Origin of the sequence: Butyrivibrio sp. MC2021, assembly GCF_000621605.1 — a bacterium.
Lineage (GTDB): Bacteria > Bacillota > Clostridia > Lachnospirales > Lachnospiraceae > Butyrivibrio.
The window spans coordinates 46,487-61,205 of record NZ_JHXX01000007.1; the positions used below are offsets into that span (position 1 = coordinate 46,487).

At 44.2% G+C, this 14,719-nt stretch carries 8 protein-coding genes and 1 riboswitch; of the genes, 1 reads left to right on the forward strand and 7 read right to left on the reverse strand.

The window, feature by feature from the left end; translation table 11 throughout:
• Nucleotides 1-100: 100 nt before the first annotated feature.
• The 6 genes from T359_RS0112880 to T359_RS0112910 form a co-directional block, all read right to left on the reverse strand.
• Nucleotides 101-1,321 carry a hypothetical protein gene (locus tag T359_RS0112880; RefSeq protein ID WP_155840121.1) on the reverse strand — a complete coding sequence of 407 codons (1,221 nt, stop codon included), beginning with the start codon at nt 1,319-1,321 and terminating at the stop codon, nt 101-103.
• Between the two features lie 84 nt (nt 1,322-1,405).
• A complete protein-coding gene (gene hisA / locus T359_RS0112890; RefSeq protein ID WP_026517843.1) occupies nt 1,406-2,179 on the reverse strand; it encodes a phosphoribosylformimino-5-aminoimidazole carboxamide ribotide isomerase in 774 nt (257 codons plus the stop codon).
• 69 nt (nt 2,180-2,248) lie between these two features.
• Entirely contained in the window at nt 2,249-3,004 is a 756-nt protein-coding gene (gene dapB / locus T359_RS0112895; protein ID WP_026517844.1) for a 4-hydroxy-tetrahydrodipicolinate reductase, read from the reverse strand.
• A gap of 24 nt (nt 3,005-3,028) precedes the next feature.
• Complete coding sequence (gene dapA, locus T359_RS0112900; protein WP_026517845.1) at nt 3,029-3,919, reverse strand: 4-hydroxy-tetrahydrodipicolinate synthase; 891 nt, start codon at nt 3,917-3,919, stop codon at nt 3,029-3,031.
• A gap of 104 nt (nt 3,920-4,023) precedes the next feature.
• Nucleotides 4,024-4,198, reverse strand: a riboswitch (Lysine riboswitch).
• A gap of 87 nt (nt 4,199-4,285) precedes the next feature.
• Nucleotides 4,286-7,294 (reverse strand): toll/interleukin-1 receptor domain-containing protein, encoded by a 3,009-nt coding sequence (locus T359_RS0112905; RefSeq protein ID WP_026517846.1) that lies wholly within the window; start codon nt 7,292-7,294, stop codon nt 4,286-4,288.
• Between the two features lie 23 nt (nt 7,295-7,317).
• Nucleotides 7,318-11,685, reverse strand: coding sequence for a leucine-rich repeat protein (locus tag T359_RS0112910; protein ID WP_026517847.1), 4,368 nt, complete (start codon nt 11,683-11,685; stop codon nt 7,318-7,320).
• A gap of 194 nt (nt 11,686-11,879) precedes the next feature.
• Here T359_RS0112910 and typA point away from each other — a divergent pair, with 194 nt between their 5' ends.
• Nucleotides 11,880-13,718: a translational GTPase TypA gene (typA, locus tag T359_RS0112915; RefSeq protein WP_026517848.1), complete on the forward strand. Its 1,839-nt coding sequence runs from the start codon at nt 11,880-11,882 to the stop codon at nt 13,716-13,718.
• A gap of 269 nt (nt 13,719-13,987) precedes the next feature.
• Here the strand turns inward: typA and T359_RS0112920 are convergent, their stop codons facing one another.
• Complete coding sequence (locus T359_RS0112920) at nt 13,988-14,620, reverse strand: YigZ family protein (protein ID WP_026517849.1); 633 nt, start codon at nt 14,618-14,620, stop codon at nt 13,988-13,990.
• Nucleotides 14,621-14,719 lie beyond the last annotated feature (99 nt).

Genomic DNA, 14,719 nt, shown 5'->3' on the forward strand with positions numbered 1-14,719 from the left:
CGCAAATTGCGGCAGTTTGGGCTTGTGGCTTCCCTGAGGTAGTGGCTTCTCCTTTGCTGCTGTATCCAGAGAGCTACTGCCTGAGGAAAAAAACTAGCATTTAAGGCAAAAGAATATAATCACCATATACTTTGTTTTCCTTTGTGGTCAGGTTATATACACAAAACGTACGCATATAATCAGTTGCATTATCATGCTCATATAGACGGCCTGTTTCATAGATCAATTTGTCGCCAACCTGATATACACAATCCAAATTTCCATCTATGTTAACAAGCTGTGTTGTCTTTTTATCCATGCTATTGTAAAAACATAGACTATCACCATCCCGGTAATAGAAGCCCTCATCAGTCAAGTCATAAATGAATCCTTTGTCTTGCATATCCAGAATTTCTATAAAATCAGTTCCCTCATCAGGAAACAGATATGCTCCATATGAGTCTTCGTCAGCAACATATATAACCGCTCCGTTATAAGTATGTACTGTACCATAATATCCATGATATGGGGCATTAAACCTTTGGAGTTCATTACCAGAATAATCCAGTGCTACAATATCTCCATTATTCCAATAGCGAACATAGATTTTTTCATTAGTTGCAGCAAGAAAATAGCTATCCTTAGCTATCTCAGCCTTAATATTACCATCGAGATCAATAACCAGGGTTTTTGAAGTTTCAAAGTCAATTAACACAATCTGATCCTGAACCAATGCCAGTTTGCTACCTCCATAACAGGTATTAAACAATAACTTGGGTTCACCTCCTGTTAAAGGTGTTTTCCACAACTGAAGCCTTGGTGCATGGCCTTGTCCCTCGCTTCTATCATCAATTGTGTAATAAATATACCCATCATTTATAAGCACACTGTGCAGAACCACATACTCTGCTCCTTCCCATTCCAAATACTGACCATGAAATTCTCTGTCTATAGGAAAGACAGAGAAAAGGGCATTATATCCAAATTCATCAGTGGTATATGTTTCGCCGTTATAATCAACTGTTCCTTCAAAATAATGGACATCTGATTCTTTTTTTATCGCTGACAGTTCTATCGTATCAAAGACATCCTGTTCAGTTTCTGTTAGTTCATTTTCCTCTGGTGCCACCTGGATAGTAGATTCTGCACTCGAAATCTCTTCGACAGAATCCTCATAAGAAGCTGTTTCTGTAGCTTCCTCTGCCTTTGCAGTTCCACAGCCTGTTACCATGGTCACTGCAAGCCCAATACATACTGCATTCTTAATTATCCCCGGAATACTTTTCTTTAACATACCTTTTCTCCAGTCATTCAATTTTTTGATATTTGTTACAGAAGCCATAATACTTTTTCTTCATACCTTTTACCTTCCCAATGATGTAATTAAAAAAGCACTTCAACTCATTATGCTGAAGTGCCTTGTGTCCTATTGACATGCAGTGATTGCATCTTCCATTTTAAGCGGGCCCCCAAATATGTCAAGGGCGCTGCCTACGGTGACGTCAACCTTACCTTTGCCTATCTTTTTTAGTTTTTTGATATCTGAGATATCTCTTACGCCTCCTGCATAGGTGATGGGAATTCCTGCCCAGGAGCCAAGGATCTTAGCCACGTTCTCCTCAATGCCGTTCTGCTTTCCCTCCACGTCTGCGGCGTGGATAAGAAATTCGTCGCAGTACTGTGAGAGCTCATCCAGAGTCTCCTCGCAGAGCCTGACAGCAGTCATCTTCTGCCATCTGTCGGTGACTATGTAATAGCCATCCTCTGCGGCCTTACAGGAGAGATCAAGAACTATCCTGTCTTTTCCCACAGCCTTCACAAGCTTATCCAGGTTGGAATAATTTATCTTTCCGTTCTTAAAAACATAGGAGGTGACTATAACATGGGTTGCCCCAGCTTCCAGGAACTCACATGCATTGTCCGCAGTGATTCCGCCCCCTATCTGAAGGATTCCGGGAGCGCCCTGCAGGGCCTCTATGGCCTGTCGCCTGGTGACCTCATAGTAGGGGCTGTCCGCAGGATTAAGGAGAATAATGTGGCCGCCGGTAAGTCCCAGTTCACGGTACATTCTGGCGTAAAAAACCGCATCCTTGGCGGAGACAAAATTGTCCTTTGCCGCGTCTCCCTCATCACGAAGGCTGCTGCCCACTATCTGTTTAACTATTCCGTTGTGAATATCAATGCAAGGTCTGAAACGCATGATTCCTCCCATATAATGAAAAAGCGGTTTTCATAAGTATAAATGAAAACCGCCTATAATCAAATATTATTATGCAAGAGCATCGCTCATGTCATACATGCCGGGGCCCTTACCTGCCAGGAACTTGGCAGCGGTGATGGCGCCTTTTCCGAAGATTGCTCTTGAATATGCTCTGTGAGAAAGGGTTACCACTTCGTCCAGTCCTGCGAAGATAACGTCATGGTCACCTACGATGGTGCCGCCTCTTACTGCGGAAATTCCGATCTCCTTAACAGGTCTCTTCTGTCTGCGGGTACTTCTGTCATAGACATATTCGTACTTGTTATCAAGGGACTCATTTATGCTGTCAGCCAGAGCAATGGCTGTACCGCTGGGAGCATCCAGTTTCTGATTGTGATGCTTCTCAACGATCTCGATGTCAAAGCCTGCTGCCGCAAACATGGGAGATACCTCCTTAAGTACCTTAAGAAGTGCATTGACACCCACAGACATATTGGCTGACTTAAGAATAGCAACCTTGCCGGAAGCCTCTTTTACCTTATCAAGCTGCTCAGGAGAAAGGCCTGTAGAACAAAGAACCACAGGAATATTCTTGGCAACGCAGAAATCAAGAAGTCCCTCTACCGCAGATGCATTGGAGAAATCAACGATAACATCCGCATCCACATCGCACTCAGAAAGGCTCTTAAATACAGGGAAGCTGTAGCTGCTCTCTCCGAAAGCATCTACACCTGCAACTACTTCTATATCGTTATCCTCTTTGACAAGGTCGCAGATAACGTGTCCCATACGGCCGTTACAGCCGTGCATAATCATTCTTGTCATGTTGTCACATCCTCCTGTCTGCAATTACTGTACATCAAGACCAAACTTCTTCATCTCAGCCTTAAGAACCTCCTGGTGAGCGGGCTCCATCTCTGTGAGAGGAAGACGAAGAGGACCTGCCTCAAAACCGATCATCTTAAGTGCGCTCTTAACAGGGATAGGATTAACCTCGCAGAAAAGAGCATTTACAAGAGGAATAGCCTTGAACTGGAGCTCTCTTGCAGCAGCGAAGTCGCCCTCAAGGCACTTCTGGCAGATATCGTGAGTCTGCTTTGGTGCTACGTTGGAAAGAACAGAAATAACACCGAGACCGCCAACTGACATGATAGGAACGATCTCATCATCATTGCCTGAATAAAGATCAATGCATCCGCCTGCCAGCTGCATCATCTTGGAGGTCTGAGCGATGTTACCTGTTGCATCCTTGATACCAACGATATTCTTGTTGTCTCTGCAAAGCTTCACAGCAGTCTCGGGAAGAATGTTACAGCCTGTTCTGCTGGGAACATTGTAAAGAAGGATAGGAAGATCAACTTCCTTCGCAACAGCTTCAAAATGAGCTATAAGGCCGCCCTGGGTAGCCTTGTTGTAGTAAGGAGTTACCAAAAGGAGTCCGTCTGCTCCGTATTCCTCTGCAAGCTTGGAAAGCTTCACAGCTGTCTCTGTGCAGTTGGAGCCTGTACCTGCGATAACAGGGATTCTCTTGTTTACCTTCTCGATACAGAACTTAACAACCTCCATGTGCTCTTCCTCGGACATGGTTGCTGCCTCTCCGGTGGTTCCGCAGACGATTATGGCATCGGTTCCGTTCTCGATCTGGAACTCGATAAGTCTTGCAAATTCGTCGTAATTAACTGCTCCGTTGTCGTAAAATGGTGTTGCGATCGCAACGCCTGCTCCTTTAAAAATAGCCATGTTTTCCTCCTTTTTTGGCCGTGGCACCTCGATACTCATAAGAAAAGGCTCAGCAGAAATATCTGATGAGCCTATCATAATCCTAATAACAGCATAAAAAATACTGTTTCGATAGCGCCCCATCTTGCGATGACAGTCATACAGCTCTTAACTGTATGCCCAAGCATCCAGGCCCTGAGTGCCTGAACCTTTCGGCATATTCACCTTTCATATTGCTTCATATGTCCTCAAAAACATCTGCAATATTACTCTTTGAAATATGCAACCTCTATCTCTTGTTGTTTTCAGTTTTTTAAATAGTACAACAGCCGTCAAGATTCTGTCAACCCATGCGCATTTTTTCCCAGAAGGTTGGCAATAAAAGTATCAGCCGATATTGTACTTTCTCTTCTGGGATGGAGTAATCTGCTCATCTCCGAACTGCTCCTTCACTTCCTCCAGAAGATCCTCCAGGGTCTTCATCTTGAACCTGTAGATGTTACCGCCGTAGTAGCTGATCACATTTTCCGGTCTGTCCGAATCGTTCTTATACAAAACGCCGTACTCAGCTTCCCCCAGAAAGCCCAGGGATTCAAGGTCGTAGAAGTACATGTAATACTGGTCTCTGAAAACCAGCAGCCCATTTTCCACATCCTCTTCCATGGACATGAGATAAGTGATGGTATCATCGGCTTCATAGATAAAGTCATGTTTTCCAAGGTCATAGATACGGAAAATGCCGTCGGAACCTATAAGATACATCCTGCTTCCGTCCTCGGACACCCTTACGAGGCTGTCGCTTCCACCGTAAAAATCTATCTCTTCCCTGACCTTTTTATCATCCAGTGAAATGATCCTTAATTTGCCATCGGCACAGGATGCGAACAAAGTCTTCTCATCATCACTTAAGAAAAAGGCATCCAGCCTGTACTCTTCAAGCATGGTGGTTATGACCCCGGATGAAACATCAATGCTTCGAAAAACTCCGTCTCCCATGTTGAAGTATACGGTTCCGGCATCATTGGTCACTGCAGCCATTTCAATGATATCACTGTCGGAATAGCCGTCAGAAACCTGTCCGCCACTTATGGTCTCTCTTTTTTCCACATCAGAGATCAAAACGCCGTTGTCATTATAAAAGACTATCTTGGTGCCGTCCTTTGAAAGGGCATAATCACCATAGAATTCCGAATCGGAAGAAAAGAGTTTTTCCTCCAGTTTGTCATCCTTTATTGAATAATAGAAAAGCTTCGCACCGTCTTCATTGGTATCCACAACAATAGTGTCCTCGTCCAGATAATACAAAAGACTGGAAGAAAGGATATGGCAGTTAATACCGAATTCAGCCAGAATTGAATCATCGCTGCTTCTGTACACCACGCACTCCAGCAATTCCGATGAAGCCCAGCCTGAAAGGGTATAGGTCTCCTTGGAGGGGCTGAAAGCTGTCTGTCGCAGGTAACTCCAGTTGCGCCGGTCCATGACATCCCTGTGTTCATCTGCAAGATCCGACAAAACCGTAGCATCCGGTGAGCCGGTGTTTATGGTTACGATCCTGCCCTGTCCGGGAAAAATATCGCTGATTCCTCCGGAAACCACCATACGATCATCGCTGTAAACAGTATCCGAAAGAATACCGATGGGAAGGATCTCCCCGGCTAAGGTACAGGCAAAAATCGTGTCTGAATTGGCGCTGAACACAATTTTTGAATAAAAGCTGTTTTCTGTACTAAGATGAGCTATCTCTTCACCGGAATCAAGATCCATGACAACGCACTGATCATAGGCTCTGAAAATGATTTCCCTATGCCTTACCCCACCCATTTCATAGGCTCTGGAAGCGAGACTGAAAAGGCTTGGAGTAATAAAAGAATCATATAAAACGTTATATTCCACCTCAAAAACCTGCTGTCCGGTTTTAAGGTCATATTTCTGAATATATGCAGGCCTGAGTCCGCCGCTTGCAGAACTGCTCCCTTGGGTATATGAGGCTACAACAAAACCTCCGTCCAGGGTAAATCTGTAAGCCAGAAAAGATTCTCCGGTATAGGGAAGCTCCAGGTATTTATCCGTTCCTGCATCGTAAACGCCAATAAAATGTCCAAAGGCATTTTCCATGGCGGCCGCATCCGAATACCGGCTCATGGTCACATCATAGGAAAAGCCGAGACCGTCCTCAATCTCATACTTTCCCACAATATCGCCGGTTTCACAGTCATAGATGGTCATGCCCCGGTATGCTCCCACGGCCACACGGCTGTAATCACTGTTAAACTCTGCCGCCTCAGCCTTGTTCACAACTTCCTTTGAATATATCACTTCACCCTTTTCATCGTAGGCCCGTACATAATAGGAAGTCACCACAATAATCCCGGACTCATACAATCCTACTCCCACAACGCTGGCCTTGCCCTCATCGGTAAACTCGGGAGAAAGCTTAAAAAGAAGCTCTCCGGTGTTAAGGTCCCAGTAATAAACGCCGTCCTTTTCATCATAGGAAACCATCCTGGTGCCTTCGGGATTGCAGGCTGCTCCCTCCACCTCCCAATCATGGTGAATAAGCTTGTCATAGGTGGTATTGCCGATAATCTTATAGCTGCCAAGGGCCTGGGACAGGGAATGCATGGTTTCCGCTACAAAGGGCCTGTCATTTCCATCATGGGGAAGTCCCTCCACAGCCACCAGTGCCGCGGCCTTTCGGTCCCCCTCCTTAAGCGCTGCAGAAGAAGTCTTGGCCAGGACTCTGGATTCATTTATCAGCTTTTGCTGATAGTTCTCGTTGATTCTCTGAAGGTTATAGGCATTGTAAATACCGAACACCACACTGACTGCGGCAATCGCGGCGGCCACCGCCACATATCTTCTCATTATTCTTTCTCTGTGGCGCTGCCTCAGGTCGTCGTACTCACAGCCGATGATGGCGGCCGCAAGCCTCATGCACTCAGATTTGATTTTTCTTGAGATCTCCTTTTTGTCTGCACCTCTTACATCCGCTGCAAGAGGCTCCACAGGACAGCCGAAGTCATCAACCAATATCTGCGAAGGAAAAGACTCATAGGGCTCTCCCTCCACCAGAACAGCAAGGATTTTACTTCTGCCGTGCATTTCAATAAAGGTGTCTATCTCCTTCATGACCCACACGGATTCCTTGGTCTGGGGACTGCAGATAACTACCAGATACTCAGACTCAGAAAGGGCCGACTGGATGTTCTCTCCCAGGTCACTTCCTATGGGCAGCTCCTCCTGATCTCTGAATACTCTCTGTATTTTCTTTTTCCCGGTAAGCTTTTGAATCTTACCGGGTATTTTGGTAGTCTCAAGGGCCTTGTGAATTCCCTTGGCAACAAACATATCCTTCTCAAGATGTCTGTAACTTATAAATGCATCATATTTCATATTGCTGAATGTCCTTACGTCTTTTAGGAAATCTTCTGAGGAAGAACCTTATAGTTAAAGGTCTTCATGCCGGTGTAGCCCTTGGAGCCGTTGCCCCAAATGTAAACAGTCTTATCTCCGGCGGAGAAGTATCTGGGTGATGGAAAGATGAGAGAGTAATCATCACTGCTCAGAACTTTTCCGTTCAGAGTCACTTCCAGATCCTCTTTTGCTACATCAACATCAGTTCCGTCGTATATGAACTGCTTTTTTAGCTTGACTGTGGCCTTTGAAAGATCCAGATCTTTATTTACCACATAGTATTCATCGTCTATGTAAGTACCATAGTTGCCAATAAGGGGAATATATATTGTAAGTCTTGTTCCTATAGGAGCAATATCTCCGGGGGTAACCTCAGAACCCGCCTTGACTTTGGTGCTTACATATTTTTTGCTCTTCTTGTTGTACCTCTTTACAGTGGCTGCATCATAGTAGTAATAAAGTATTCCGTTGGGATCATAGTCCACTCCGGCTTTCAAAGGATTTCCATCTGCATAGGGCCTTATGGTAAAAGTTGTCTTATAGTTATCCGCCTCATCCTTATATGGCGCATCCTTCACATCAACATACATTCCGTATACGTTGTTTTTTACGATGGAATAATTAATGTTTATCGTTCCGGTAAAAGGTGCTTTACCTGTAATCGTAAGTGTTGCGGTGCCTACTGCTTTGCAGTTTTTGTAAGCCACATCATAGTACTCCGGCTTAATGTATGAATAATTATCGTCTTTGGGATCCTTTATACTAATATCGATCTCAGGCTTTATATCTCTGTCCATGTAGGGATAGCCTTTGTATTTATCCGCATATCCGGTGTATGAAAGCCTGACCAGCACACTCTTGCTTGTATCACCAGTACCATAGTGCATTACATAGCTTGAATAACTCTTGCTGAGGTCATATCCTTCAATATTCTCTCTTGGAATCTCAAAAGTAACCGGATCACCCCTAAAAAGCACAAATCCATTGTTATCGCTGCTTGGAGAAACTGTTATAAAAGCCTTGTAGGTGTCTTTATCAAAGCTGGTCGTAACTTTGTAGTAGTCCGTCTCAGAGGTGATATCCTTACCCTTAAGCAATATGGAAAATGCTCCGGTAACATCTACACTACTTCCGTCAAATTTTACCTTTTTATTGAACTTAACAGTAATATCTTTGACTGTGGTAAAAGCTACAGATATAGTATGCTCCCCCACATAGATCTGCCCATGAATATTCCTGGGGCTGAGACGCACATAGCACTTTCCGTTATCATAATAAACGCTCCTACTAAAATAGTTTTCTACGGTATCAGGAAGTTTTTCACGTCCGGTATAAGTTCCCTTCTTGTATTTCTTAACATAGGCTTTAAACTTTTTAAGATCACTCTTATTTGCAAAGAGGAACAGCTCTTCATCAAGGACGTAGGGCACTACGCTGCTGGTCTTCTTTCCTTTTATCTTTATTTTTTTTACCAGCTGACCTGAATACTCTGAAGCATCACAGGCAATATAGGTCACTGTAATAACACCGCTTGCGAGGTCATAATTGTAAGAATCCTCATAGTCAACACTTTTCCTGAGCTTTCTACCATTCACCTTGATATCGGGTATGCTAAAGTTTTTAATATCAGTGGTTTTCACACTTGAGGGCATTTTGCACTGGGCTGTACTCAGGTCAGTCTTTTCCACAATCTCAATATTGCAGTACCTGGTGCCGGTAAAGTTGCCTTTTCCCTTTATAATAACTTTGTAAGTGCCGGGAGCTTTGAAGGCATTTGCGTCATAAGTCTTCTTATCATCAGGATTGGTTCCGGGATACTCAACCACATAGTCAGTCCCCTCTTTAAGCACAAAATCTTCATCGTATGATCGGGGTATATAAACTTTCACCTTAGGCTTTTTTACCTTGCCGTTATATGAAAGAATGTCTTCATCAGTTCTTACTTGGAATGATCCCTTGTCAACACCGCTGAAATCCCTGGGCTTTATGTCCAGATTGATTGTCTTTTTACCGGAGTAATTGCCTATAAAGGTCAGGGTCATGGTTCCCTTTCCTGCGTTGACATTATTGCTGTAGGAAACGGTAAAATCTTTGTCCAGACTTAGTCTTCTTGTATGATAATAGACTCCCGGTTCATATGACCTTATGGTTATAGGTCCGCCTGAATAAACCAGATTCTGCAAAATCCTGTCACTGACCCAAAATCCCTGGGGAACATCCTCAGGAAGATTAAAGTTCATATACTGCCTGTCAGCCTCCGATATGGTTCCCCAATAATCGTAGAAATTTTTAACGATCTCGAATTTACCGTAAAGAGTAATGTTTTCGGTCACAGGCTTCTTAAAATCATATGGCTTCGTGTATTTCTTATCCGTATACCACCCGCCAAAGCTGTATGCTTTGGTATTCACATTGAAATTGTTATAATTCAATGCAGGAATATGAGCGCAGCGGCCGGAATATACAGTCTGATTTGCTATATCCGTTTTTTGTCTTTTTTCTGTTCCGTCAGGATAGGTTATGTTAAAGCTTACTGTATAACTCTCGCCCATGGGCTCCAGACTATAGCTGCTTGCGTAGCCAAAATAATCACCGGTTATCCCCTTCCAGGTGGGATTGGTTGCAGGATAAAAAAACTTTATCTTTTTTTTATCGTTGTTATGAACATTAAGTGAATAATATTCTACTGAAGGCCTGTCTCCATAAAAATAGACTTCCTCCATATCTCCAGACCAGATTCCATGATACTCGATGCTCTCGATACTTTTGCCAAGCTTGATCGTAACGAGGTCAACAGAATAGTACATATTATCGGTGGCTCCAAAGGCACCATATCTCACTTGTTTAAGTCCGTTTCCGGTATCCACATGATTGATACATGTCATTAAAAAGGCGCAGCGGCCAACATCTTTAACATTGTCACTAAGCTTGAGGTTACCGCTTAAGTTGTTGCAGTAATAGAAAGCAAAATCACCGATTTCCCTTACTGAGCCGGGAATAACCAGTTCTCCATGCAAGTAATAATTCAAATAAAAAGCGTAAGCAGGAATAACGCTCAGTTTGTTTCCAAGCTTAAGTGTTCCATATTTACTCATTTTCAAACAGCTAAAGGCTGATTCGCCAAGGTCTGTCACCTTTTCCAGGTGAAAAATCCCATCTGAAGCCACAAGATCCACAGCAGCATTGTCAAAGGCATAGGAGCCGATATGTGTGACATTTCCCAGCTTCTCGGCGCCGGCAAGTGAAGTGATTTTCGTGTATCTGAAGGCAGCGCTTCCGATGGATGAAACAGATGCCGGAAATTTAAAGCTGTCTATTGTCATGTTATAAAAAGCGTAATCACCGATGGTTGTTATGGCATCATCCATCTCAACCTTTGTGATGTCCAGGCTGTAACCGTACCAGGGGGTCTTCTCCACGAAGGAATAGTCCCTCATGGGTCCCTTTCCCTTGAGTTTCAGCGTTCCGGTCTTTTCATCAAAGAACCACTTGATGTTATCACCGCAGGTGTCATCATCGTTCTGATCCACCTTTTTAAAGGTCACTGACCTGAACTGCTTTTTGATCTTATTGGTATTCTTTTTTCCGTAGCCCTTTACCCCGGAGGGATAAAAAACTACCACGTCGGAATCCTCAAAGGCCCCCGTTCCCACAGTGGGAAGCTTTCCGTTTAAGGAAACCACCATAAGGGAAGTGCAGCCCACAAAAGCGTACTTCTCTATTTTGGTAATAGTCTTTGGAAGCGAGATCTTTTTTATTTTGGACATTTCGGGGAAAGCATAGCTTCCGATTGAAGTTACACCCTCTTCGATAATGATGTTTTCTATCTTGTAAATTATGTTTGATTCCTTGATCCAGGGTGCCAGATCAGTATTCGAGAAGCTGTCCATCTTTCCTGTACCTGATATCTTCAGAGTCTTTCCGTCCTCATCAAGTTCAAAGGTCAGGTTCTTACCGCAGGAGCCTGTATAAACATTTCCTGCGCCGGCTTCAACTATGGCCATGGCCTCATCCAGAGACAGCTCATGAATACTGTTCTCAATTTCCTCCAAAACGGAAATGTCCCCGTCATCCTCTGTCAGTTCATCATCTTCGGCATCATCGATATCTTCGGATTGCTCCGGTTCCTCAGGGCTCTCCGGCTCCGGGATGATCTCTTCGCAATATTCTTCATCTTCAATGGTAATCTCATCCTGAACAGGATCTTCAGATAAAGGCTCTTCAAAAGCCTCATCAGATAATTCTTCTGTGGCCTCCTCAAGGATGATCTCCTCGAAGGCTGACGCGTCGACTTTGCATAAACCCACAGCACAAAAAAGCTGAAGCACCGCAAGGGTCAGCAAATAAGCTCGTCTCACACATTTTTTCATACCAAGTCTCCCAATCTCCCGCTTATTCTCTCTCCCCTATAAGCGTTATAATTTTAAACGAAATGCACAAAAATGTAAACTTTTATTACAATACTTTTACTAATTTTTTATTGAACTTGAAAAAAGCCCGTGCTATACTACATTAGTTTGAAAATTGGTGAATTTTTGTTTTTCTTATTAATAGGAGATTTTTTATGAAGCAGACAAGAAATGATGTAAGAAACGTAGCTATTATTGCCCATGTAGACCATGGTAAGACAACTCTGGTTGACGGACTTCTTCGCCAGAGCGGCGTTTTCCGTCAGGGTCAGGATGTTGTTGAGCGTGTAATGGACTCCGGCGATATCGAGCGTGAGCGTGGTATTACAATCATGTCCAAGAACACTGCTATCACATATAAGGACATCAAGATCAACATCATCGACACTCCTGGCCACGCAGATTTCGGCGGAGAGGTTGAGCGTGTACTTAAGATGGTTAACGGCGTTATCCTTGTTGTTGACGCCTTTGAGGGACCTATGCCCCAGACCAAGTTCGTTCTTGGTAAGGCCATGGATCTTGGTCTTCCTGTAATCGTATGTATCAACAAGATCGACAGACCCGAGGCAAGACCTAACGAAGTTATCGATGAGGTTCTCGAGCTTCTTATGGACCTTGGCGCCGATGACAACCAGCTTGACTGTCCTTTCGTATTTGCATCAGCAAAGGCAGGTACATCTTCCCTTAGCATTGACGAGGCAGGCACAGATATGAAGCCTCTTCTTGATACAATCGTTAACTACATTCCTGCTCCTGTGGGTGATCCCGATGCCAGCACACAGGTACTTATCAGCACCATCGACTACAACGAGTACGTTGGACGTATCGGTGTAGGTAAGGTTGACAACGGTGTTGTTAAGGTTAACCAGGAGGTTGTGGTTGTTAACCACCACGAGCCTGACCGCCACATCAAGACCAAGATCGGTAAGCTCTATGAGTACGACGGACTTGGAAGAGTCGAGGTTCAGGAAGCCAAGATCGGTTCCATCGTAGCTATTTCCGGTATCGAAGATCTCAAGATTGGTGATACCCTTTGCTCAGTTGATAATCAGGTTGCTATTCCTTTCCAGAAGATCTCTGAGCCCACTATTTCAATGAACTTTATTGTTAATGACTCTCCTCTTGCAGGTCAGGAAGGTAAGTATGTAACATCAAGACATCTTCGTGACAGACTTTACAGAGAACTTAACACCGACGTTTCCCTCCGTGTTGAGGATACAGATACAACAGAGACCTTCAAGGTTTCAGGCCGTGGTGAGCTTCACCTTTCAGTTCTTATCGAGACCATGCGTCGTGAGGGCTTTGAGTTCGCAGTAAGTAAGGCCGAGGTTATCTACCACACAGACGAGCAGGGACACAAGCTGGAGCCCATGGAGAAGTGCTACATCGATGTTCCTGATGAGTTCTCAGGAAGCGTTATCCAGAAGCTTGGTGAGCGTAAGGGTGAGCTTGTAAACATGGGTGCAGGTAACGGCGGATACACACGTATCGAGTTCAACATTCCTTCCCGCGGACTTATCGGTTACAGAGGTGAGTTCATGACAGATACCAAGGGTAACGGTATCATCAATACTATTTTTGACGGATATGCTCCTTACAAGGGAGATATGAACTATAGAAAGACAGGTTCCGTTATCGCCTTCGAGGGCGGTGAGGCTACTGCATACGGTCTTTTCAATGCTCAGGACCGTGGCCAGCTCTTCATCAAGACCGGCGATAAGGTTTACTCAGGAATGGTTATCGGAACCAGCGGAAAGAGCGAGGACGTTGAGGTTAATGTCTGCAAGACCAAGCACCTCACCAACACAAGAACTTCTTCCTCAGATGAAGCTCTTCGTCTTGTTCCACCTCGTATCATGTCTCTTGAGCAGTGCATCGAGTTCATCGACAACGACGAGTTATTAGAGGTAACTCCTACAAGCCTTAGAATCCGTAAGAGAATTCTTGATCCTACTCTTAGAAAGAGAGCTAACTTCAAGAACAACGCAAAGTAATATTTATCCCGGACGCCATAAGGCAGACAAATGCCAGACGGAGGAATAACTTACAACAATAAAAATCATTGCTATAAGTCATTCCTCCGCCTGGCATTTTGTCTGCCTTAGGGCTGTTCCTGGAAAATATTTACTGTTTTCCATACAATAATTCCCCTAAAAATACTATGATTATCAAAATATCGGTATAGGAAAAGCACCGAAAAGCACGCATATTCTGTTTGAATGATTTCTGGCGTCCTGTTCTCAGCACATGATCTCCCTCACATTCAGATCAGATAATATCCTTTATCACCCTGGGTAATGGTAATCTGGCCTTCGCATTTTTGGGTGAGGCCGTCGGTGATACGGGTGATGTCGGCTTCGCGGACGCAGATGTCGAACTCCACATCCGCCTCGTAACGGGAATCGGAGATGGCTATCTCGTTCTGTCCAAGGTAATACTGCACATTGTTGATCATGTTGTAACCAACCTTCAATGTGAGCTTCTGGGCGTAGATCTTGGTGCCAACTTCGGAATTGGCAATTCCCGCCTGGGCTGCCTGGGTATAGGCTCTGACAAGGCCGCCCGTTCCAAGAAGCACGCCTCCAAAATATCTTGTAACTATCACAAGAACATTTGTTATGCCTGCTCCTGTAATGACCTCAAGGATAGGCTTTCCAGCGGTTCCCGAGGGCTCGCCGTTATCGCTGCATCTGGTGTTCTCACTGTTTTCACCGATTACAAAGGCGTAGCAGTTGTGCCTTGCATCCCAGTACTTCTTGGAGATCTCAGCAATCTTTTCCTCTGCCTCTTCCTGGGACTGTACCGCAAAAACATTGGCTATAAACCGGGACTTCTTCTCAACTATCTCTCCGGTTCCATTTTTTGTTATTACTTTATATGATTCAAGTTTTCCCATGTAAATATTTTATCATCCTTCAACTACCGATATCTTTGTGTTTTGGCGAGTATTATTGCATACTCGCTTCCCCCTGTTTTTCAATAAAGATTATATCCC

Coding starts and splice junctions, on each gene's coding strand:
- T359_RS0112880 (WP_155840121.1), bottom strand. CDS start 1,321: ATGGCTTCTGTAACAAATATCAAAAAATTGAATGACTGGAGAAAAGGT.
- hisA (WP_026517843.1), bottom strand. CDS start 2,179: ATGCGTTTCAGACCTTGCATTGATATTCACAACGGAATAGTTAAACAG.
- dapB (WP_026517844.1), bottom strand. CDS start 3,004: ATGACAAGAATGATTATGCACGGCTGTAACGGCCGTATGGGACACGTT.
- dapA (WP_026517845.1), bottom strand. CDS start 3,919: ATGGCTATTTTTAAAGGAGCAGGCGTTGCGATCGCAACACCATTTTAC.
- T359_RS0112905 (WP_026517846.1), bottom strand. CDS start 7,294: ATGAAATATGATGCATTTATAAGTTACAGACATCTTGAGAAGGATATG.
- T359_RS0112910 (WP_026517847.1), bottom strand. CDS start 11,685: ATGAAAAAATGTGTGAGACGAGCTTATTTGCTGACCCTTGCGGTGCTT.
- typA (WP_026517848.1), top strand. CDS start 11,880: ATGAAGCAGACAAGAAATGATGTAAGAAACGTAGCTATTATTGCCCAT.
- T359_RS0112920 (WP_026517849.1), bottom strand. CDS start 14,620: ATGGGAAAACTTGAATCATATAAAGTAATAACAAAAAATGGAACCGGA.